21 protein-coding genes are annotated in these 20,739 nt (G+C 65.9%); 14 read left to right on the forward strand and 7 right to left on the reverse strand.

The window, feature by feature from the left end:
* Position 1 precedes the first annotated feature (1 nt).
* Genes flgF through flgB form a run of 5 tightly spaced genes read right to left on the reverse strand, consistent with a single transcriptional unit; the run spans position 2 to position 3,493 of the window.
* Positions 2-745 (reverse strand): flagellar basal-body rod protein FlgF, encoded by a 744-nt coding sequence (gene flgF / locus OKW87_RS12420; RefSeq protein ID WP_265539939.1) that lies wholly within the window; start codon positions 743-745, stop codon positions 2-4.
* A gap of 26 nt (positions 746-771) precedes the next feature.
* A complete protein-coding gene (locus OKW87_RS12425) occupies positions 772-2,079 on the reverse strand; it encodes a flagellar hook protein FlgE (protein WP_265539941.1) in 1,308 nt (435 codons plus the stop codon).
* 18 nt (positions 2,080-2,097) lie between these two features.
* Complete coding sequence (locus OKW87_RS12430; protein WP_265539943.1) at positions 2,098-2,787, reverse strand: flagellar hook assembly protein FlgD; 690 nt, start codon at positions 2,785-2,787, stop codon at positions 2,098-2,100.
* Positions 2,788-2,789: 2 nt separating this feature from the next.
* The gene (flgC, locus tag OKW87_RS12435; RefSeq protein ID WP_265539945.1) at positions 2,790-3,200 is read right to left on the reverse strand and encodes a flagellar basal body rod protein FlgC; all 411 of its coding nucleotides are present in this window, start codon (positions 3,198-3,200) and stop codon (positions 2,790-2,792) included.
* A 2-nt stretch (positions 3,201-3,202) separates the two neighbouring features.
* Positions 3,203-3,493 (reverse strand): flagellar basal body rod protein FlgB, encoded by a 291-nt coding sequence (gene flgB / locus OKW87_RS12440; RefSeq protein WP_443025106.1) that lies wholly within the window; start codon positions 3,491-3,493, stop codon positions 3,203-3,205.
* Positions 3,494-3,763: 270 nt separating this feature from the next.
* Between flgB and OKW87_RS12445 the strand changes: the two genes are divergently transcribed.
* The 8 genes from OKW87_RS12445 to OKW87_RS12480 all read left to right on the forward strand — a co-directional run bounded on the left by OKW87_RS12445 (position 3,764) and on the right by OKW87_RS12480 (position 9,951).
* On the forward strand, positions 3,764-4,432 hold the full coding sequence (locus OKW87_RS12445) for a motility protein A (RefSeq protein WP_265539949.1): 669 nt from the start codon (positions 3,764-3,766) through the stop codon (positions 4,430-4,432).
* Positions 4,429-4,914 (forward strand): flagellar motor protein MotB, encoded by a 486-nt coding sequence (locus OKW87_RS12450; RefSeq protein ID WP_265539951.1) that lies wholly within the window; start codon positions 4,429-4,431, stop codon positions 4,912-4,914. Before OKW87_RS12445 ends, OKW87_RS12450 begins: the two co-directional genes overlap by 4 nt.
* 56 nt (positions 4,915-4,970) lie before the next feature.
* Complete coding sequence (locus tag OKW87_RS12455) at positions 4,971-5,495, forward strand: flagella basal body P-ring formation protein FlgA (RefSeq protein ID WP_265539953.1); 525 nt, start codon at positions 4,971-4,973, stop codon at positions 5,493-5,495.
* 74 nt (positions 5,496-5,569) lie between these two features.
* Complete coding sequence (flgM, locus tag OKW87_RS12460) at positions 5,570-5,863, forward strand: flagellar biosynthesis anti-sigma factor FlgM (protein WP_265539955.1); 294 nt, start codon at positions 5,570-5,572, stop codon at positions 5,861-5,863.
* The gene (locus OKW87_RS12465; RefSeq protein ID WP_265539957.1) at positions 5,850-6,161 is read left to right on the forward strand and encodes a flagellar protein FlgN; all 312 of its coding nucleotides are present in this window, start codon (positions 5,850-5,852) and stop codon (positions 6,159-6,161) included. The genes flgM and OKW87_RS12465 overlap by 14 nt, the downstream gene beginning before the upstream one ends.
* A gap of 63 nt (positions 6,162-6,224) precedes the next feature.
* Positions 6,225-7,109 (forward strand): lytic transglycosylase domain-containing protein, encoded by an 885-nt coding sequence (locus OKW87_RS12470; RefSeq protein ID WP_265539959.1) that lies wholly within the window; start codon positions 6,225-6,227, stop codon positions 7,107-7,109.
* Positions 7,110-7,123: 14 nt separating this feature from the next.
* Positions 7,124-9,193 carry a flagellar biosynthesis protein FlhA gene (flhA, locus tag OKW87_RS12475; RefSeq protein WP_265539961.1) on the forward strand — a complete coding sequence of 690 codons (2,070 nt, stop codon included), beginning with the start codon at positions 7,124-7,126 and terminating at the stop codon, positions 9,191-9,193.
* A 29-nt stretch (positions 9,194-9,222) separates the two neighbouring features.
* Positions 9,223-9,951 carry a sigma-70 family RNA polymerase sigma factor gene (locus OKW87_RS12480; RefSeq protein WP_265539963.1) on the forward strand — a complete coding sequence of 243 codons (729 nt, stop codon included), beginning with the start codon at positions 9,223-9,225 and terminating at the stop codon, positions 9,949-9,951.
* A 66-nt stretch (positions 9,952-10,017) separates the two neighbouring features.
* Here the strand turns inward: OKW87_RS12480 and OKW87_RS12485 are convergent, their stop codons facing one another.
* Positions 10,018-13,038 (reverse strand): TonB-dependent receptor domain-containing protein, encoded by a 3,021-nt coding sequence (locus tag OKW87_RS12485; RefSeq protein WP_265539965.1) that lies wholly within the window; start codon positions 13,036-13,038, stop codon positions 10,018-10,020.
* 305 nt (positions 13,039-13,343) lie between these two features.
* Entirely contained in the window at positions 13,344-14,174 is an 831-nt protein-coding gene (locus OKW87_RS12490) for a flagellin N-terminal helical domain-containing protein (RefSeq protein WP_265539967.1), read from the reverse strand.
* A gap of 217 nt (positions 14,175-14,391) precedes the next feature.
* On the opposite strand from OKW87_RS12490, the gene OKW87_RS12495 reads away from it, so the two are divergent.
* Genes OKW87_RS12495 through OKW87_RS12520 form a run of 6 tightly spaced genes read left to right on the forward strand, consistent with a single transcriptional unit; the run spans position 14,392 to position 20,732 of the window.
* Entirely contained in the window at positions 14,392-15,636 is a 1,245-nt protein-coding gene (locus OKW87_RS12495; protein WP_265539969.1) for a sigma-54 interaction domain-containing protein, read from the forward strand.
* Positions 15,633-16,001: a flagellar hook-basal body complex protein FliE gene (fliE, locus tag OKW87_RS12500; RefSeq protein ID WP_265539970.1), complete on the forward strand. Its 369-nt coding sequence runs from the start codon at positions 15,633-15,635 to the stop codon at positions 15,999-16,001. Before OKW87_RS12495 ends, fliE begins: the two co-directional genes overlap by 4 nt.
* 4 nt (positions 16,002-16,005) lie before the next feature.
* Positions 16,006-17,685, forward strand: a complete 1,680-nt coding sequence (gene fliF, locus OKW87_RS12505; RefSeq protein ID WP_265539972.1) for a flagellar basal-body MS-ring/collar protein FliF — start codon at positions 16,006-16,008, stop codon at positions 17,683-17,685.
* Positions 17,682-18,692, forward strand: coding sequence for a flagellar motor switch protein FliG (fliG, locus tag OKW87_RS12510; protein ID WP_265539974.1), 1,011 nt, complete (start codon positions 17,682-17,684; stop codon positions 18,690-18,692). The genes fliF and fliG overlap by 4 nt, the downstream gene beginning before the upstream one ends.
* Positions 18,685-19,410: a FliH/SctL family protein gene (locus OKW87_RS12515; protein WP_265539976.1), complete on the forward strand. Its 726-nt coding sequence runs from the start codon at positions 18,685-18,687 to the stop codon at positions 19,408-19,410. The genes fliG and OKW87_RS12515 overlap by 8 nt, the downstream gene beginning before the upstream one ends.
* Positions 19,404-20,732, forward strand: a complete 1,329-nt coding sequence (locus OKW87_RS12520) for a FliI/YscN family ATPase (RefSeq protein ID WP_265539978.1) — start codon at positions 19,404-19,406, stop codon at positions 20,730-20,732. The genes OKW87_RS12515 and OKW87_RS12520 overlap by 7 nt, the downstream gene beginning before the upstream one ends.
* Positions 20,733-20,739 lie beyond the last annotated feature (7 nt).

A 20,739-nucleotide genomic window follows, 5' to 3' on the forward strand; every position in this document is an offset into this window, starting at 1 on the left:
CTTAGGCGGGCATCCGCATCAGCGATGCGGCGCTCTCGTCCATGTTCTTGGCTTCCTTGAGCAGGTTGGCCTGCACTTCGTAGCTGCGCTGGTTCTCGATCATGTCGACCAGCGCCTGTGTCAGATTGACGTTAGACTGCTCCAGCGAGCCGACCTGGAACGTGCCGTCGAGATCGGCCGGCAGCACGCCGCCGCCCTTCACGTGGAGCAGATTGTCCAGCCCCTTGGTGGTCTGGCTACCCTCGGTGCTGACCAGCTTGATCCGGTCGATCACCTGCGGCTGCGTTTCGTCACCACCTAGCGGCACGATCGAAACGGAGCCGTCCGGGGCGATCGAGATCGACTGGTGGGGCGGCACGGTGATGGGGCCCCCCGACCCCATCACCGGGAAACCGTCGCCGGTTTCCAACACGCCCGACGGCGCGACGGTGAGGTCGCCGCGCCTCGTATAGGCTTCCTGGCCATCCTTGGCCTGCACCGCGATCCAGGAATCGGTGGTCACGGCCACATCGAGCGGGCGGTTGGTCTGGACGATCGTGCCGGCGCGCCGGTCGAAATCGTTGACTTCCTCTGCCGCCATCTGGCGCGAATCCATGCCCGAGCCCTGGAGCACCATCCGGTCGAAGCTGACGCGATCGGCGCGGAAGCCGATCGTGGACGCGTTCGCGATATTGTTCGCGATCGTGCCCTGCGCCGACATCTGGCTCTTGAGCCCCGAAAGCGCGGTGTAGACAAGCCGGTCCATGGCGTGACTTTCTGTGACTTTTCAGATCAGCTGCGGATGTTGAAGATGGTCTGCGAGATCTGGCTCGCGGTATCGAGCGCCTTGGCGTTCGCCTGGAAGTTGCGCTGCGCCGCGATCAGGCCGACCAGTTCCTCGGTGATGTCGACGTTGGAGCGTTCGATCGCCCCCGACATCAGCCCGCCGAAACCGTTGGCGCCGGGCTCGCCCAGGCGAGCCTCGCCCGACAGGCCCGATGCGGACCAGGTGCTGCTGCCCTGCTGGCGCATGCCGGCGGGGTTGGAGAAGCTGGCCAGCACCACCTTGCCCAGTGCCTGGCTGTCGCCGTTGGAGAAGCTTGCCGACACCGTGCCGTCGTCGGCGATCGTCACGCCTTCCAGCTGGCCGACGGGCGAGCCGTCCTGGGTGCTCGCATTGACGCTGAACGGTGAATAGACTTGCGTGGTCGCATCGCCGAAATCGAGGTTGATAACCTGCTCGGCAGTGGCGCCCGGTGCCAGGAATCCGGCAAAGGTGGTCGGTCCGGTCGGTGCGGTGAGCTTGCCCGTGGCGTCGAATGTCAGCGTGATCGGCTCTTGGATGTCGGGATCGGGGTTGGTGGTCAGCTGCTTGTCGCCGACAAAGGAATAAGCGGTCCATTCGCTGTTCGGATCGCCCGTGGTCGGCGCGGTCTCGCGCACGAAATAGGTCGTCATCGTCAGCGCATTGCCGTTCGCGTCGTAGATCGTCGTCTGCGCCGAATGGTTGTAGGTGGCCGGATCAAAGCGATCGAAGGCATAGGGCTCATCTTCCCAGCGATCGTCGTCCTTGGGGATCAGCTGGTTGGCGTTGAGGTTCAGCGACATGCTGACATTCTGCGATGCCTCGGGCTTGCCGCTGGTCTGCGGCAGGCGAAGGCTGACCGTCGAGGCGAGGCCGGTGGCGACCACCGAGCCCGAACCGTCGACCGGATAGACCTGCAGCTTGTTGCCCTGGCCATCGACGACATAGCGGTCCGAATTTACCAGGAAGCTGCCGTTGCGGGTGAACGAGACGTTGTTGCCGCTCGCGTCGCCGCCCTTGACGATGAAGAAGCCCTCGCCCGAGATCGCCACGTCGAGCGCCGAGGTCGATTGCGTGAAGCCGCCCTGACTGAACTGCTGACGCACCGATTTCACGACCGTGCCCGAGCCGACCATCTGGGTCGGGTTCGAGTTGGAGGTGGAGGCGATGACGTCGGCGAACTGCGTCGTCGAACGCTTGAAGCCGTTGGTCGAGACGTTCGCAAGGTTGTGCGAGATCGTCGACATTTCGGTCTGGGCTGCCTGGAGCCCGCTGAGCGAAGTAAAGAAGGACATGACAGTTACTCCTGAAGATCAGCCGACTTGCCAGACGGCGGAGAGGGGGACCTGGCCGACGCCAGGCAGGGTTAGAACGGGTTGGCCATCGGCACCGAGCGAGACCGTGGAGACCGGCGCCCAGACGAGCGGGGCGGCGTTGACGGCGCCATCGGCATTGCGCGCGCTGACCTTGACGGTGAACGGACCCTCGCCGGCATCTTCGCCCGCCGCATTCTTGCCGTCCCAGTCGAACGCGACCGCGCCGGCGTCCTGCTTGCCGAGCACCAGCGTCTTGAGCGTCTTGCCGTCGGCGTCCGAGATGGTGACGCTGACGTCGGTCGCCGCCTTCTCCAGCGCAACGGCGCCGGCGATGCCGCCGGCCTCGCGTGGATAGGCAGTCGAGCCTTCGGTCAGCACCGTCTTGCCGACATAGCCGAGCGCATCGCTCAGCGACGTCCCGCTGAGTTTCGAAGCGATCGCCTTCAGGGTCGTGCTCATCTCGGTAATGCCCGAGAGCGACGAGAATTGCGCCATCTGCGCAACCATCTGGGTGTTGTCGACGGGCTCGAACGGATCCTGGTTCTTAAGCTGCGCCGTCATCAGCGTCAGGAAGTCGTTCTGGTCCATCTCGGTCTTGCCGAGGTTCGAGGTATCCGTCTTCGTCGTCGACGTCGTCCCGCTATAGCGATTGACGCCCAGCGTCTGCAGGGTGGTGTCGAAATCCATGATCAGCGGCCCAGCTTGAGGGTGTCGACGATCAGCTGCTTTGCAGTCTGCATCACTTCGACATTGTTCTGATAAGTGCGCGCGCTCTCGAGCATGTCGACCAGCTCGCGCGTCTCATCCACCGCGCTTTCCCAGACGTTGCCGTCCTTGTCGGCCATCGGATTGCCCGGATCGTAGCGCTTGGTCGGCTCGGAGCCGGCGGTGACGACCTGTTCGACGTCGACGGTCGACATGCCGCTCATCTCGTCGAAGGCGGTGCGGAATACCGGCTTGATCGTGCGATAGGCGGCGTTGGCACTCGATGCGACGGTGCCGGCATTGGCCAGGTTCGACGCGGTGGTGTTCATCCGCACCAGTTGCGCGGACATCGCCCGGCCGGAGACCTGGAAGATCGAAAGCGGTTGATCGCCCATGCTTATTCTCCCCTCAGCGCGCGCGTGATCGTCGAGATGCGGCCGTTCAGGAACGACAAGGTCGTCTGATAGGCCACGGCATTCTCGGCGAAGGCGGTTTGTTCGGTGGCGAGCTCGACGGTGTTGCCATCCTGGCTCGACTGCTGCGGAATGCGGAACAGCGTTGCGTCGTCGATCGCGCTGTCCGAGCCGCCCGGCGCCTCGATCCCCTGGAGCGCGGCGCGGAAGTCGATGTCCTTCGCTTTATATCCGGGCGTGGACGCATTGGCGATGTTCGACGCCAGCACGCCCATGCGCTGCGAGCGCACAGTCAGCGCTGCGCCATGTACTCCGAATAGGCTGTCGTTCGACAATGCAGGTCTCCCGCACGAAAGTTCATGCGTGTCTGTGCAATGGGCGTGCCAGTTTGCCGACAAGAGCCTGAGGCTACGCGAAATCGAGCCTTTTGACGGTAACCGGCAAGTCTTTGCCGCTTTGGCGGCAACCGGCTGCCGCACGTCGGCAAGGCGGCAGTCCGCCATGCGGGTGGCGGCAACTGGCCCGCCTTTTGCAAACCCGAGCGCATGGACTTGACCGCCTTGCCTCCCCTCGCGCCCTTCCTCGATCCCGTCGCGTTCGGCATCGTTGGCGGCGGCACTCTCGTCGCAGTGATCCTGCGTACCCCGCTGTCCGACCTCGGCCGCGGGATCGCCGCGCTCCGCGTGCTCGGGCGGCGGCGCTTCGACGTCGAACCGTTGCTAGATCAGTCCGCCGCGCTGGCACGCATCGCCAGGCGGCACGGGCTGATCGCGCTCGATCGCTCGATCCTGAAGGATCCGGACATGGCCGCCGCGGTGGCCGAGATCGTCGACGGCGCCACGGCCGAGGATGTCGCGACATTGCTCCGGCACCGCATCCTCGCCCGCTTCGAGCGCCACCGCGCCGCGGCCGAGACGTGGAGCGGTATGGCCGATATCGCACCGGCTATGGGAATGATCGGCACGCTCGTCGGCCTCGTCCAGATGTTCACCGCGATGCAGGACCCTGCGGCGATTGGCGGGGCGATGGCGATAGCCTTGCTCACCACGCTCTACGGCGCGATCCTCGCCAGCCTGATCGCCTTGCCGATCGCGTCGCGGCTCAAGCAGCGCGCGCGTTACGAGGCGCAGGAACGCGCACGGCTCGAAGGTCCGCTCCTCGTGCTCACCCGGCTCGAACCCGTACGCAGCGATCTGCGCGGGATGGCGGCATGACCTTGCCCGAGGACGCGCCCGCCCGGCCGATTTGGCTGACGACGCTTGCCGATCTCGCACTGCTGCTGCTCGGCTTCTTCGTGCTGCTCCAGGCGAACAAGATCGATCCGGGCACGCTCGCGGCCAGCTTTCGCGCCGGCTTCGATTCGCGCGAAGCCGCGATGCCGGTCGAAATGGCGCTCGTGCGCTTCGATCCCGGCTCCGCCGAGCCGCTCGACATCTTTGCCGCCGCCGCCTGGGCGCGGGATGCCGCGCGCGATCCGCGCACGCGGCTGCGCATCACCGGGGAGATCGATGGCAGCGTGGCCGACGTCGATCCGCTCACCAATAGCGGTCCCTTGCTTGCCGCCGATCGTGCTCGCGCCGTCGCCGCCCTGCTCGTCGCCTCGGGCGCCGTCTCCCCCGATCGCATCGCCATCGCCACCGCCGCCGGCCAGCGCCGCGCGGTCCTCACCCTTGGTTTTGAGGGAGGCCGGCAATGATTTGCCGCCCGGCAACGCGCAACTGCCGCCACATTCCCGTTTCGAAGGAGAAGATCATGTTCCTGACCCTAGCGCTGGCTTTGGCGGCGCCCGCCGCTGCGCAGGATTTCCAGTCGACCGTGTTGCTTGACACCGTCGTCGCGCAGTTCACCGGCAAGCCGGTGGGCGAGGTGGGCGGCGCGCGCACCCCGGTCGACGCGCGGCTGAAGCTGCAAGCCTGCGCGGCGCCCCAGCTCGAATGGCGCAGCGAGGCCAAGGATACGGTGATCGTGCGCTGCATAGCGCCCAACTGGCGGATCTTCGTGCCAGTGAACGCGCTGCCTCAGCCCAAGCCGGCCCCGGCGCCGCTCGCGCAGCGTCCTGCCGCTGCGGTCGCGAAGGCAGAGCCGGTGATCCGCCGCGGTGATCCGCTGACGGTCGAGGCGGGCTCGCCGGGCTTCTCGATAACTCGCGACGGCATCGCGATGGGAGACGCTGCCGCCGGCGCCCGGCTGATGGTCAAGGTCGATCCGAAGAAGCCACCGATCCAGGCGGTGGCGCTTGAATCCGGCCGCGCCCGGCTGCCCGGCTGGGCGGAGTGACATTTCTGCTAAAGTGAAGCCGGGTCCGGCCGTTATCCTCCTTGCAGGGCATCGCTTTCCAAGGAATGCAGGCAATGGTGGATCCAATCGGCAACAAGGCAGGAGTGGCTTCGGCCCGTCGCGTCGCGTCGGTCGGCGCTGTCGCTTCCGTAACGACGCTGAAACCGGCGGCCAAGGAGGCCGGTCTGGTCGAATCTTCCGCGGCGCAGCTCGCCGGCACCATGGCCTCGCAGGCCCCGGTCGACGCCGAGCGCGTCTCGAAGATCCGCAAGGCGATCCAGGACGGCCGCTTCCCGCTGGTCCCGTCGACCGTCGCCGATCGGTTGCTCGCCTTGAAGCTGGAATGGAATCCGAATGACCAGGCGTGATGCGCTCATCAACGTGATCGAGGCGCTGCATGCCGAAATTGCCGCGCTGAAGGCCAATGATTCAAGCGCCTTGGAAGCCGCAACCGGTGCCAAATTGGCGGCGATCGACACGGTGGCGCTCTATGACGGCGAAGCGCCCTCGATCGAGGTCAAGGAGCTCGCCGCGGAGGCCCACCGCCTCAATGAGAGCTGCCGCATCTATGTGAACCTGATGGCGGCAAATGTTCGCCGCCGCCTGCAACTTCTTTCCGGCGAGATGACGCCTGCCTACCGTCCCGGAGGCTATGCCCTCGCCTGAGGCGTAAGCTGGCACGGTCCTTGCTGATGCGTCCCTGTACAAGGGCAATCGGACAGGGGCTCGATGAGCATCGTATCGGTCGACAGCAAGGCTGGCATTCAGACGGCGATCGCCGCGGCGAGCCGCAAGACCGGAATCGACTTCAACTATCTGATGGGGCAGGCGCAGGTCGAAAGCGGCATGCGCGCCGACGCGCGCGCCCAGACCTCCAGCGCCACCGGGCTTTACCAGTTCATTGAACAAAGCTGGCTCGGCGTGGTCAAAGATCATGGCGCCGAGCATGGCCTGGGCTGGGCCGCGGATTCGATCCGCCAGACTTCCAGCGGCCGCTACGTCGTGAGCGATCCGGCGACGCGCAGGGCGATCCTCGACATGCGCAGCGATCCGCAGACCGCGGCGATCATGGCGGCCGAACATGCCTCGGACAACAAGGCCGCGCTCGAGGACAAGCTCGGCCGCCCCGCCACCGGCACCGATCTCTACATGGCCCATTTTCTGGGGCAGGGGGGGGCGGCCAAGTTCCTCGGCGCGATGGAAGCCAGCCCGGATCGCGCGGGCGCTGCGCTCTTCCCGGCTGCCGCCCGTGCCAATCGCAACATCTTTTACGCTGCCAACGGCCAAGCCCGTTCGCTGAGCGACATTTATGCGCGCTTCGCCGGCAAGCTCGATCAGGGCGCCGCCTCGGTCGGTGCCGCTGGAAGTGCCTCCGGGCTCGACGGGCTCTCCGCGCAGCTCGACCAGTTCGGTGCGAGTCTCGGCGAATCCGAGGTTATCCTGGGCAATGATGCGGCCGGCGGCGATCGCCACTGGATCGAGACGACGCTGGCCCAGCTCAACACCTCGCGCAGCGGCGCCAATCCGCTCGCCCGCGAGGCAATCAATCCGCTGCGGCCCACGCCCGAAAATGCCCGGCTCGCTTATCTCATGCTCGCCAATCTGGGGGCGTAATCCACGTGAACGCAATGACGCTTCCCGCCGGCTTCGCCCCGGCAGTCCGCAGCTTCTCGCTGCCTTCGGCGATCCTGTTGCTCGTCGCCTTGATGGTCGTGCCGATCCCGGCCTTCCTGCTCGACGTCTTCTTCATCATGAACATCATGATCAGCCTCGCGGTGCTGATGGTGGCGCTCAATGCACAGAAGCCGCTCGATTTCTCGGCCTTTCCCAGCGTCCTGCTTTTCGCCACGCTGTTTCGGCTGGGCCTCAACGTCGCTTCGACCCGCGTCGTGCTGGTCCACGGTCATGAAGGCGAAGCCGCTGCGGGCCATGTCATCGAGGCGTTCGGCAATTTCCTGATCGGCGGCGACTATGTCGTCGGTTTGTTGGTCTTCTCGATCCTGATCATCATTAACATGATCGTCGTCACCAAGGGCGCGGGCCGCGTGTCGGAAGTTTCCGCCCGCTTCACCCTCGATGCCTTGCCGGGCAAGCAGATGGCGATCGATGCCGATCTCAACGCCGGCCTGATCAGCCCCGACGAAGCCCGCGCCCGTCGCGCCGAAGTCTCGACCGAAGCCGATTTCTACGGCTCGATGGACGGTTCGTCGAAGTTCGTGAAGGGCGACGCGATCGCCGGCCTGTTGATCTTGTTCATCAACATTATCGGCGGCTTGATCCTGGGCGTCGTCAGCCACCAGATGGCCGTGGGCGAAGCCGCGCAGACCTATATCCTGCTCGCGATCGGCGACGCGCTGGTGGCGCAGGTGCCGGCACTTTTGCTCTCGATCGCTGCCGCGGCGATCGTCACGCGGGTTACTTCGAAGCACGATCTGGCGGGCCAGATCGGCAGTCAGTTCGGCAGCTACAAGACCTGGATGCCGGTCGCGGTGATCCTGGCTTTGCTCGGCATCCTGCCCGGAATGCCGCATTTCGTGATCCTGCCCGCAGCCGCCGGCGCCGGCTTCGCGGCGTGGAGGCTCTACAAGAACGCCAATCTGCCGCCCCCGCCGGAACCCGCCGCCGAGCCAGCCGATCTGTCGCGGATCAGCTGGGACGAAGTCACCGACAATATGCAGGTGATGCTCGACATCGGTTATGGGCTGGTGCCGCTGGTCGACGAAAGGCGCGGCGGCCCCTTGATGGGCCGCATCACCGGGGTGCGCCGCCAGCTGTCGAAGGATCTCGGCTTCGTCGTGCCGCAGGTGCGCGTCCGCGACGACATCAACCTGGCACCCTTCACCTATCGGATTGTGATCGGCGGAGTCGTCGTCGGCGAAGACAATGTCTCGCCCGATGAGGTGCTCGCGCTTGATACCGGGCAAGCGGTTGGCACGCTGCGCGGCAAGCCGGTCAAGGACCCGACCTTCGGGCTCGACGCGATCTGGATTCCATCGGGCGATGCCGATGCCGCCACGGGTGCCGGTTACCTGGTCGTCGATCCCGGCACGGTGGTCGCAACGCACCTCAACCAGGTGCTGATCCAGCACGCCGCGGACCTGCTCGGCCCCGACGAGGTGCAATCGCTGCTCGACGGCCTCAAGGAGCGCGCCGCCGCTTTGGTCGCCGCGCTCTGCCCGAACCCGGTGCCGCTCACTACGCTCACCACGGTATTGCGCGGGCTGCTTGCGGAGAATGTCCCGCTCAAGGAGTTCCGCCGGATCGCCGCGGCGATCGCGGTCGCGTCGCAGCGTACGCTCGATGCCGACGAGATTCTCGAGCTGATCCGCCCCGATCTCGGGCCGCTGATCATCCAGCGGCTGTGCGGCGTGCGCGAGCCGCTGCGGGTGATGACGCTCGAAGGCCAGCTCGAAGCGCTGCTCGGCCAGGCGGTCCGCTCGGACCCGTCGAAGCGCCACACGATCGAGCCCGATCTCGGCCGCCGCATCGCCGATGCGCTCCAGCGCGCCGCGGGTCCGCTGATCGCGGAGGCCAAGCCCTTCGCGCTCGTCGTCCAGCCCTCGATCCGCGTCGCGATCCGCAAGCTGGTCAAGACCGTCCTGCCCGACACGCCGGTGATGAGCTTCTTCGAAGTGCCCGAAGACAAGGCGGTCGAAGTCGTCGCGGTGATCGGCGCGCCGGAGGCGCTGCCCGCATGAACGCATATTCCCCAAGGAGCTTGAAGCAAATGGCTTCCCTGGCCCAATCCCCGCTCGTTTACGAACGCGTTGCCCCGCGCGATGCCGAAGCACTAGTGCGAAAGCACCTGCCGCTGGTGCGGCGGATCGCATGGCACGTCCACGGATCGATGAGCTCGATCGTCGAGGTCGAGGACCTTATCCAGATTGGCATGGTCGCACTGATCGAGGCGGTGACTGCGTTCGAAGATCGCGGCCAGGTCACGTTCGAGCAATATCTGGTAACGCGGCTGCGGGGATCGATGATCGACGAGCTACGCCGCCAGGCGACGCTCACCCGCGGGGCGATGCGCCGTCGCCGTGCCTATCAGGAAACCGTCGCCGCGCTTGCCGCCGAACTCGGGCATGCGCCCAGTGATATCGAAGTCGCTGAGAAGCTCGACGTCACTCCCGAGAAGCTCCGCGCCGAATATGTGACCGCGGAGGCAGTGCGCTTCGACTCGATCGACGATCTCTATTCGGACGAGAGCCCCTGGTTTATGTCCGACGAGCCCGACGCCTTCGATCAGCTCGCCGATTCGGACCAGCGCGAGGCGCTGATTGCCGCGATCACCGGTCTGCCCGAGCGCGAGGCGCAAGTGGTCCAGCTTTATTATGTCGAGGAGTTGAACCTCGAGGAAATCGGCCAGGTGCTCGGCGTTGGCGCCGCGCGCATTTGCCAGATCAAGGCGTCAGCGCATGCCCGGCTGAAACGCGCACTCCAGCGCCGCATGAGTTGAGCCTAAAAACGAAAACGGCGACCTCCACAAGGGAAGCCGCCGTTCTCCTGCGAGGGAGCTCTTAGATCAGAAGCTGAACGACGCGCCCGCCTTGAACGTCCGCCCGATCAGACCGGCATAGTGCCAGGTGGTCAGGAAGTTTGGCGAGCTGGCATAAGATGCCGGTGCAATCGGTGCACGTGCCCCGAATACGTTGCCGACGTTCGCGAAGAAGGTGAAATCGTCGTTCACGGCGTAGGTCAGGTTCATGTCGACGTTGATGAAGCTGTTCACGTAGCAGAAGTTCTTGCCGCTGGGATCCGACGCCGTCTTGTAGAGGCTGGCGGCGCAATCCAGCGACAAATTGCCCTGGTCGGTCGCGACTTCCTTGATCTTGCCGACATAATAAGCAGTCGCGCTGATCGAGAGATCGTCGAGTTCCAGCGTATTCTGCCAATTGCCGCGCCAGTTCGGCGTGCCGTTGCCGGACGAGAGGTCGTACGGCCCGAGCGTACCTGCGAACTTCTGTACACCCGATGCCGTGTGGCGATCATATTGGATCACGTGGGTCGCTTCGATCCGGCTCGTGAAGCGAACCCCCTCGGCCAGCGGAATACGCGCGGTTGCCGAGAAATCGATGCCTGACGTCTGATCGAAGTTCACATTCACGAACGGCGCGTTGATGATCAGCAGCCGCGGCAATGCGTTGGGGAACGCAGGATCAATGCCGTCGATCGTGTTCACCGAATAGCCCGGCCCGATCGCCGCAACCGCCGCGGTCGCTGCCGCGAGCGTCGATTGGCTATAATAAGCGGTGATAGCCCGCCCGGCGTCGGGACCGTTAGCGATGAGGTTCGACTTCTTGACGTTGTAATAGTCCACCGTCGCGCTGAACCAGGGCGTCGGCTCGAAGATTATGCCGCCGGTAAAGCTGCGCGACGTCTCAGGCTTGAGGTCGGGATTGCCGACGAAGCCGCGGCCGACCGAGTAAGACAGGTTGTACGGATTGCCGCCGGTGACGCAGGCATTGCCGGCGCCCGCCGAACCACCATGGAGCGCGCAGAAATTGCCCGGAGGCTGGGTGGTAACGAAGCCCGCATATTGCGAACGGGGGCCCGATTCGGCGAAGGTCGGCGCGCGGAAGCCCTGCGAATAGGTGCCGCGGATGCCGACCTGCCGGATCGGCGTGAACTTGAAGCCGATCTTCGGCGAGAAGCGTCCGAAGCCTTCCGAATAATGATCGTAGCGGCCCGATCCGTTGATCTCGAGTATATCGAGCACGGGAGCCTGGATCTCGAAATATCCGGCCGAGACGGTGTGCTCGCCGAAGGCCGAAGACGTCGTCAACCCGTAGGTGTCGAGTGCGGCGTTCTGGTTGTTGTTCTCGAGCGACTCGCGCCGCACCTGGCCGCCGATCGCCACCATCAGCGGGCCGCCGGGAAGCTCGAACAGCTTCTTGGTGATCGAGGCGTCCGCCGAATACATCTCGGAGAAGGACGGGGTGATCTTGTCGGGCGCGATGGCGTTGCGCACCGCTGCCGAGTTGAGCGACGGATTGACGAAATTATAGGCGCCGGTGTTGATCGCATTCAGCGTGGCGGCGATGTTCAGGAAGCCGTGCTGGACGATCTCCAGATTGTCGCGGGCATAGACGCCGTTGATCTGCCAGGTCCAATCGTCGCCGAAGCTGCCGTTTAGGCCTGCCGCGACCCGATACACTTCGTTGGTGCGATCGCTTCCGGCGGGAATGTCGCCGAACAGATAATAGATCCGCGCCGCGCCGTTGGCGGGATCATTCGCAAACGCCGCTGCATAAGGGTTGTTGGGGTTCAGCCTGCGGCCGGGCGTGGTTGCCACGGCGCAGTTGATACCGGTTGGGCAGACATACACCGGCAGAACGATGCCAGGGTTGCTCGACGCCAGCGAGGGCGCTCCGCCATAAGGCTGCGTATTGCGCAACGCGCGGGGCGCATTTTTGATGCTGACATAGCTGTTCGAATAGCTGCCGGTGATGAAGGCTTCGATATTATCGGCCAGGCGGGCGCTGATGCGGCCGTTGATCGACCATTTGCGCTGGAGCGGGGCGAGCTGGAAATATTCGTCTTCGATATTGTGCCGGCAACCGACGCCGTTGGCCGAGCCAGTCTGCGTATAGGTGCCGCCCGCGCAATCCGTGAGGTTGAGCGTCGTATAGTTGGTATTGAACAATGCCGTACCGCCGCTCAGCGGATTGTTGAGATTGGTCTGCGACGTGCGCACGACGACTGCGTTCGGGGTCGCCGTGGTCAGCGAATTGTCGGCGCCATTATTGTCGTTGCCGCCGATCGAGGTCAGATCGCGGTTGTTGTACGGGAAGCCGCGGCTGTTCGCGGTAACGCGCCCATCGCGCTGATACTCGCCATTGAGATAGACGTTCCAGCCCTGCGTGTCATAGTCGCCATAGCCGACGGTCAGATTGGCGCGCTGGCGCGCAGCGTCGCCCTTTTCCGACACGCCGCCTTCGATCGTGCCGGCGATTCCGACGAACTGCTTCTTGAGGATAAGATTGACCACGCCGCCGATTGCATCGGCGCCATAGGTCGACGAGGCGCCGTCCTTGAGCACTTCGACGCGCTCGATCAGGCTGAACGGAATCGAGTTGAGGTCGACATAGGCGTTGTGGCCATCGTCGTTGATGGGGAAGTTGGTCGAGCGCAGCCCGTCGATAAGGACGAGCGTAGAAGAGACGCCGAGGCCGCGCAGCGAAACGGCGACGCCGCCGGCCGAGAAGCCGCTCTGGAAGCCGACGCCGATCGAACCGCCGCTATCCGCCGAGACCGAGCGCACCGCGTCGGCGACCGTCGTGATGCCGGCGCGCTCGAGTGTCTCGGAGGTCAGCACAGTGACGGGCGAAGGGGTCTCGGTGTCGGTGCGGCGGAAGAGCGAGCCGGTGACGACGATCGCGTTGTCTTCAGAATCCTGCGCCGACGCGACGGGGGCCTGGTCTTGGACTGCAGGCTGGGGGGCGTCCTGCGCGACGGCCGGAGCGGCGGCGAGGCTGATCGCCAGGGCGAAAGGCGCGGCGCTGCGGCGCAACAGCGCCGCCGGGGACGAATAGTGAAGATGCATTGCTGAACTCCCTGGATGCCCGCCTTGTGGCGGATCGGAACCGGCACGCGGAGCCCAGCCCCAGTGCCAATATGTCCAGCATGTGCCTCGGCTGACACATTTGCGCAATACTCCAGATAAATTGTGTAGCGCTGTGGTATGTCTGCAACACGGTCGCGCCTGTCGCGGTCCGGCCCCGCGGATAAACACAGAAAAGCCCCGATGGTCGCGTGGACCATCGGGGCTCCCCATGCGCCCTTTCTCCGAGAAGAAAGGTGACCGGCCGCGGTGCCTGTCAGGGGGGTGACACCCCGACCGGCACGCGCTTAACGGAGCAGGCTAAGCACCCCCTGCTGGCTCTGGTTCGCCTGGGCGAGCATCGCCGTCGAAGCCTGAGACAGGATCTGTGCCTTTGCGAGCGCGGTCGTTTCGGCCGAGAAATCGGCGTCCTCGATGCGGCTGCGTGCGTCGGTCAGGTTGGTGACGTTGGTCGAAAGGTTGTTGATCACCGATTCCAGCCGGCTCTGCGACGCACCGAGACCGGCGCGGGCGGTGTTGACTGCGGTGATCGCGGTATCGGCGTTGGTCAGCGTGGTGCCCGCTGCGGTTGCCGTATCGACCTTGAAGTCAGCGGCTTCGAAATTGTCGCTGTCGAAAAAGGCCTTGGTCAGCGCCACCGTGTCTGCGCTGTTGATGCCGACCTGGATCGATACGTCGTCGCTCGCCGTGTCGGTCGCGGCATAATCGAACACCGCAACGCCGTTGAACTTGGTGTTGGTAAGGATCGACTGGATCTGCGTGGTCAGCGCAACGGCTTCCTTGTCGAGATTGGCGCGGTCGGTGGTGCTGTAGGTGCCCGATGCCGACTGGACCGCCAGCTCGCGGATGCGCTGCAGCATGTTGCTCACTTCGTCCAGCGCGCCGTCGGCGGTCTGGGCGAGCGAGATGCCGTCGTTCGCGTTGCGGATCGCCTGGTTCATGCCGCGGATCGACGAGGTCATCGTCGATGCGATGGCGAGGCCGGCGGCGTCGTCCTTGGCGCTGTTGATGCGCTTGCCGGTCGACAGGCGCTCCATTGCGTTGCCAAGCAGCTTGTTCGCCTGGTTGGATGCGTTGCTTGCGCGCACCGCCCCGATATTGGTTCCGATAACCGTCATGTTCATCTCCATGCTTGCCGGCTTCCCGCGTCCCCCCTGAACGGGAGCCCGGAGCCGCCAAGCCAAGGAACGGCCGCGCATCGGCGGGCTTAAGCAGAAAATTCGTTCTTACGCGCGCGGGCACTCGCCCGCCCGGAGCGCAGAAGCCGCGGGATAGGTAGATTTACGGAGCGTTAACCACCTTAGCGGCAAATACGGATCAACAAGGGGGAAATCCATGCGGTCCATCGTTCCATCGGCGGCTGTGCTTCGGCAAAAATATGCGCTCGTCTCGGCGCTCCGGGCGCAGGGGCTTGCCATCGGCTCGAGTGAGGATGTGCGCCCCGGCGGGCAGGACATGTTTCTGATTGCCGACGGCGAAGTCCCGCCGGCGCCCGCCCGCACGCTCATCCTGGGCGAGGGGGAGCGCGAGGCAATCCCCTTCCGCGACGGCAATCCCGCCCGCCTTACCTATGCCGGCGAAGATGCCGCGATCGGTAATGGCTTCGCCAGCGCGATGGCGCGCGGCCCGTTCGAGCCCGTCGCGTCCGATCCCGAGAGCCTCGCGCTGCTGGCGCTGGCCGAGCGCGTCGCCGCGTCGGACATCACCGTGCTGATCAACGGCCCCACCGGCACCGGCAAGGAAGTGCTCGCCCGTGCGATCCACAACGGTTCCGCGCGTCGGGACGGCCCTTTCGTCGCGGTCAATTGCGCGGCGCTTCCCGAGTCGATGCTGGAGGCGATGCTGTTCGGTCACCAGAAGGGCGCCTTCACCGGCGCTTCGGCGGGCGGGCAGGGCTTCTTCCGCGCCGCGAACGGCGGCACGCTGCTGCTCGACGAGATCGCCGAGATGCCGATTCAGCTCCAGGCAAAGCTGCTGCGCGCGCTCCAGGAACGCGAAGTCGTGCCGATAGGTGGAACGCTTCCCGAGAAGATCGACGTCCGCGTGATCGCCTGCGCCAATCGCGACTTGCAGGGCGAGGTCCTCGCCGGCCGGTTCCGCGCCGATCTCTATTATCGGCTCGCGGTGTTCCCGCTGGCGACCAAGCCGCTGGCCGAGCGCCCCGGCGACATCGCCGCGCTCGCCGCGGCGATGGTGCTGCGCCACGCCGGCGAGCGCCGCACGCTTCCCTGGGTCACCCGCGATGCGCTCGAAATCCTCACCGATCATGATTGGCCGGGCAATGTCCGCGAGCTGGAAAACGTCCTCCAGCGCGCCTTGCTGCTCGCGCCGGGCGACGAGATTACGCCCGAGCATCTGATCTTCGACCGCCGCGCCGAAACGCGGGTGGAGGCGATCGGCACGCTGAGCAACATCGTCCAGATCCACGAATTCCAGGCGATCCGCGAAGTGCTGGCCGAATGCAATGGCAGCCGGATCGAGACCGCGCGCCGGCTCGGCATCTCCGAGCGCACGCTTCGTTATCGCCTCGCCAAAGCTCGCGAACAGGGTGACGACATCACCCGGGCGGCGTTCGCATGAGCGGCGTCGGCGGCATCGGTGGCGCAGGCGGCGCGATGAGCATCGATCGCGTGCTGGCGCTGCGCTCGCAGATACTCGAGCGCAACGCGGCGCTCAGCCGGGCGAGCGAGATGCCGTCGGCGCCTGCCGCGAGCGAAAGCAAGCCTGCGAGCTTTGGATCCACGCTCGAAGACGCGTTCAAGCAGGTCAACCAGGCGCAGGGCAAGGCCGGCGAACTCTCGGCCGCCTATGAACGCGGCGAGACCGTCGACATCGCCAAGGTCATGCTGGCCCGCCAGCAGGCGTCGGTCGGCTTCGAGGCGACGCTGCAAGTCCGCAACAAACTTCTGTCCGCCTACAAGGACATCATGAGCATGCCGGTCTGATCCGATGAGCAACGCACTCACCTCCACAGAAGTCGCCGGCGCGCCGGCCGCTTTCAATCCGCTCAAGCAGGTCTCGGGCCTGCTCGGCCAGCCCGCGGTCAAACGCGCGCTGCCGTTCGTCTTCCTCGTTGGGCTGGTCATGGCCGGGCTGTTGGCCTGGTCGATGGTCGCGACATCGCCGCAGCGGATCCTGTTCGCCAATGTAAGCGACAGCGACAAGGCGGCGATCTCGAGCGCGCTCGATACGGCCAGCATCGCCAGCAGCATCGACAGTTCGGGCTCGATCATGGTCGCAGAAGACGATTATCACAAGGCGCGGATGCTCCTCGCCAGCCAGGACCTGCCCAAGGCATCGCCCGGCGGCTATCAGATCCTCGACAATCTGCCGATGGGCGTCAGCCGCGCGGTGGAGGGCGAGCGATTGCGCCAGGCGCGCGAGACCGAGCTGGCCCGATCGATCAAGGAAATCGACGCCGTCGCCGAGGCGCGCGTCCATCTCGCCACGCCCGAGGCGTCGGCCTTCGTGCGCGACCGCGCCCAGCCCTCGGCCAGCGTCATCGTCACGCTCCAGCCCGGCCGCGTGCTCGGAGATTCGCAGATCCGCGCGATCGTCAATCTGGTCGCCTCGTCGGTGCCCAGCATGCAGCCCGAAGCGGTGACGATCGTCGATCAGATGGGGGCGTTGCTCTCCAAATCGGGCAGCGCCGGGGGCGCTTCCGCCGGCGACACCCGCATCGATTTCCAGCGCCGGGTCGAAGACAAATATCGAGAGCAGCTCAACCAGCTGCTTACGCCGCTGGTCGGCGCCGGCAATTTCACCGCCGAAGTCCAGGCCGATGTCGATCTCGACGAGAGCCAGGCGACGCGCGAAAGCTTCGACAAGCAGGGCGCGGTCGTCCGCGCCGAGCAGGGCGCCTGGACCGGCGCGAAGGATGCCTCGCAGGCGCCGGGCGGAATACCGGGCGCCCTGTCGAACACCCCGCCGCCTGCCAGCACGCTTTCGGCACCAAATGCCCAGCCACCCGCGCCCGGCGCGGCGCCGGTCGCCGGCACCCCGGTCTCCGCACCGGCGACCACGGGCGCGACTCAAGGCAAGCAGAGCGACAGCTTCACCCGCACCTATGAAACCGGCAAGGAAGTCTCGGTCACGCGTCAGATGCCGGGCGGCATCCGGCGGCTCTCGGTCGCGGTGCTGCTCCGCGAAGAGACCGGCAAGCCGCGCGGCACCGTCGAGATCAACCAGATCAACGAACTGGTCCGCGCCGCGGTCGGCTACAGCCCCGCGCGCCAGGATCAGGTCACCGTGGTCAGCCGCAAATTCTCGGCGAGCGCCGATGCCGCCAGCGACGGTCCTCCCTGGTACGATGCCGCCTGGGTGCCGCTTGTTGCGCGCAATGCGACTGCGCTGATCATCGCCTTGCTCGTTTTGTTTCTCGGCGTGCGGCCGCTCGCCAAGGCGCTGCTCAAGAAGCGCGAAGATACCGGCAGCCGCCCCGCGCTGGCGATCGGTGGCCATAATCCCGATGGCACGCAGGCGGCGATGCCCTCGGTCAGCATCGATATGCTCCAGGATCGCGGCAACAGCTATGACGATCGCGTCGGGCTGGTCCGCGGCTTCACCCGCGAAAACCCTGCGCGCGCCGCGCTTGCCGTGCGCGACATGATCAAGGCCGACCCGCAATGAACGCGCTGCGCACCTTCAACGGCACCGAACGCGCCGCCGTGCTGATGATGCTGGTCGGCGAGGAGGAGGCCGCGGCCATCCTCCAGAAGCTCGATCCCGACGAAGTGCGTGCGCTGGGCAAGGCGATGTTCACCGTTGCCGACGTCAGCGAGGCCGAAGTCGAGCAGGTGCTCGACGATTTCGTGTTCAAGGCGCGCGAGCGAAGCGGCGTCAGCTTCGATCCCGCGCCCCGCATCGAAGGCATCATGAACCGCGCGCTTGGCCCCGAGCGGGCGGAAAGCGTGCTCTCGCGGATCATGCCGCCCCAGGCGGCCGCCGGACTCGAGCAGTTGCAATGGTATGAGCCCGAGGAAATCGCGGCGATGGTCGAGGAAGAGCATCCCCAGATCGCCGCGGTGCTGCTCGCCAATCTCGATCCCGATATCGCCGCCAAGGTGTTCGAACATCTGCCCGAAGGCGTCCAGCCGCAGATCCTGCGCCGGATCGCCAAGCTCGGCCCCGTTCCGCCCGAGGCGATGGAGACGCTGAAGGCGATGCTCGCCAATCGATCGGGGGGCGCGCGCAAATCGGTCGGTCTCCAGCTCGGCGGCACCCGCGAGGCAGCCAAGATCCTGTCCGGCGCGCGGAAAATCACCGAGCGGCGGGTGATGCCCAAGCTCGCCAAGATCGACCGCGACGTCGCCAAGGCGATCGAGGAGGCGATGTTCGTCTTCGACAATCTGCTCGAGCTCGACGACAAGAATCTCTCGACCCTCATCCGCAGCGTCGACAGCGAAATATTGGTCAAGTCGCTCAAGGGCGTTGAGGAGGATGTCCGCAACCGCTTCCTCGGCTGCATGTCGAGCCGCGCCGCCGACGGCATTCGCGACGAGATGGAAGCGCGCGGGCCGATGAAGCTCGCCGATGTGCTCGAGGCGCAGAAGGCGATGATCGCCTTGGCCCGTGGGCTGGTGAAGGATGGCACGCTGCAAATGCCGAGCAAGGGTGGCGACGACGATTATGTCTGACTTCGCACCCGGCTTCGCCAATCGCATCCACGCGGCCGAGCACATCCGGCAAAAGGCGTTCGGCGGCGCGGCGGGCTTTGCCGCCACCCATCTCGACGAGATCGGTCGCCGGTCGTTCGAGGAGGAGCCCGTCGCACCGCGCCACTTCGCGCCTGCCGACCCTGAAACCAATCCGACCGAAGGATGGGACCCGTTCGCGCCCGACGTGACGGGCCATCACGGCGCGTTCAGCGATCCGATCGCGGCCGCGCACGCCGCCGGCGTTGCCGAGGGTCGCGCCGCGATGCTCGCCGAGATTGAGGCGAGCAGGGCCCAGGAGGCGGCGTTGATCGAGCAGATCTCGACGGCGCTTGCCACCGGCGCGCATTTCGATCGCGAGCGGATGGCCGGGCATCTGCGCCAGACCGTGCTGCATCTGGTGTCGCGCATGGTCGGCGAAGTCGGCGTCGCGCCCGAGATTCTCGCGGCACGCATCGGCGCCGCGGTCGACATGCTCGCGGACAATGCCGAATCGGCGCTGCTCCGGCTGCACCCCGACGATGTCGCCCTGATCGAGGGCAAGCTGTCGGGGAGCGTCTTCCCGGTCGGCGATCCGCATATTCCGCGCGGCGGCTTCGTGATCGAGAGCGCGTCGACCATCGTCGAGGACGGTCCCGAAATCTGGCTCGAGCAACTCGCGCTCGCCATCGATCGCGTGCCGATCCCGCCCGCATGCTGAACCGCTTCACCCAGGATTATCTCGACGGGCTCGGCTGCCGCGATTTCGCGCCGCAGCCCAAGGTCTCGGGGCGGCTGTCTTCCTATGACGGGTTGCTGATGGAGGCGATCGGCCTTTCCCTGCCGGTCGGCACGGTCTGCGCGATCGGGACCGGCCCGGGGAGGATCGAGGCCGAGGTGATCGGCTTTCGCGGCGGCAAGACCCTGCTGATGAATCTGGGCGGGCCCGCCGCCTTGCTGCCCAATGCGCCGGTGCGGCCGATCGGCCCTCCGGGCGAGGCCGATGTCGGTCCAGCCTTGCTCGGCCGCGTCGTCGATGGCGCGGGCAAGCCGATCGACGGGCTCGGCCCGATCCGCGGCGCGCAGCGCTGGCCGCTCGCGGGCAAGCTACAGTCGCCGCTCGACCGGGGCAGGGTGCTCCAGCCCATGGATGTCGGCGTCCGTGCGATCAACGGCCTGCTCACGATCGGCCAGGGTCAGCGCGTCGGCATCATGGCCGGGTCGGGGGTCGGCAAGTCGGTGCTGCTCGGGATGATCGTCCGTGCGGCGGAGGCCGATGTCGTCGTCGTCGGGCTGATCGGCGAGCGCAGCCGCGAAGTCGCCGATTTCCTCGAGACCAAGATCTTCGGCGCCGCGCGGGCACGGTCGGTCGTCGTCGCGGTCCCGGCAAACCATTCGCCAGTGCTCCGAATTCGCGGCGCGCTGCGCGCCACTGCGATTGCCGAGGCGTTCCGCGCCGAAGGCAAGAAGGTGCTGCTGATCATGGATTCGCTCACCCGCGTCGCGCATGCCGGCCGTGAGATCGGGCTCGCGCTCGGCGAACCCGCTTCGGCGCGCGGCTATCCGCCCTCGGCGATCGCGATGCTGCCGAGCCTGATCGAGCGCGCCGGCACCGATGTTCATTCGGGCGGCTCGATCACTGCGATCTACACCGTCCTTGCCGACGGCGACGATGGCAACGATCCGGTCGTCGATTCCGCACGCTCGATCCTCGATGGCCATATCGTGCTGAGCCGGGCGCTTGCCGAGCGCGGCGTCTATCCGGCGATCGACATCGGCCCCTCGGTCAGCCGGGTGATGACCGATATCGCCGCCAAGGATCATATCCACGCCGCGCGCGTCCTGCGCCGCCACCTCGCCACCTATGAGGAGAATCGCGATCTGGTGCTGATGGGCGCCTATCGCGCCGGCGCCGACCCCGAGATCGACGCCGCGATCGCCTGCCACCCCGCGGTCATGGAATATGTCCGCCAGGGCGCCGACGAGATCGTGACGCTGCCCGATGCCGTCGCCGAACTCACCGGCGTGTTCGGCGATGGCTGACGCCCGG

Source organism: Sphingomonas sp. M1-B02 (genome assembly GCF_026167525.1).
Lineage (GTDB): Bacteria > Pseudomonadota > Alphaproteobacteria > Sphingomonadales > Sphingomonadaceae > Sphingomonas.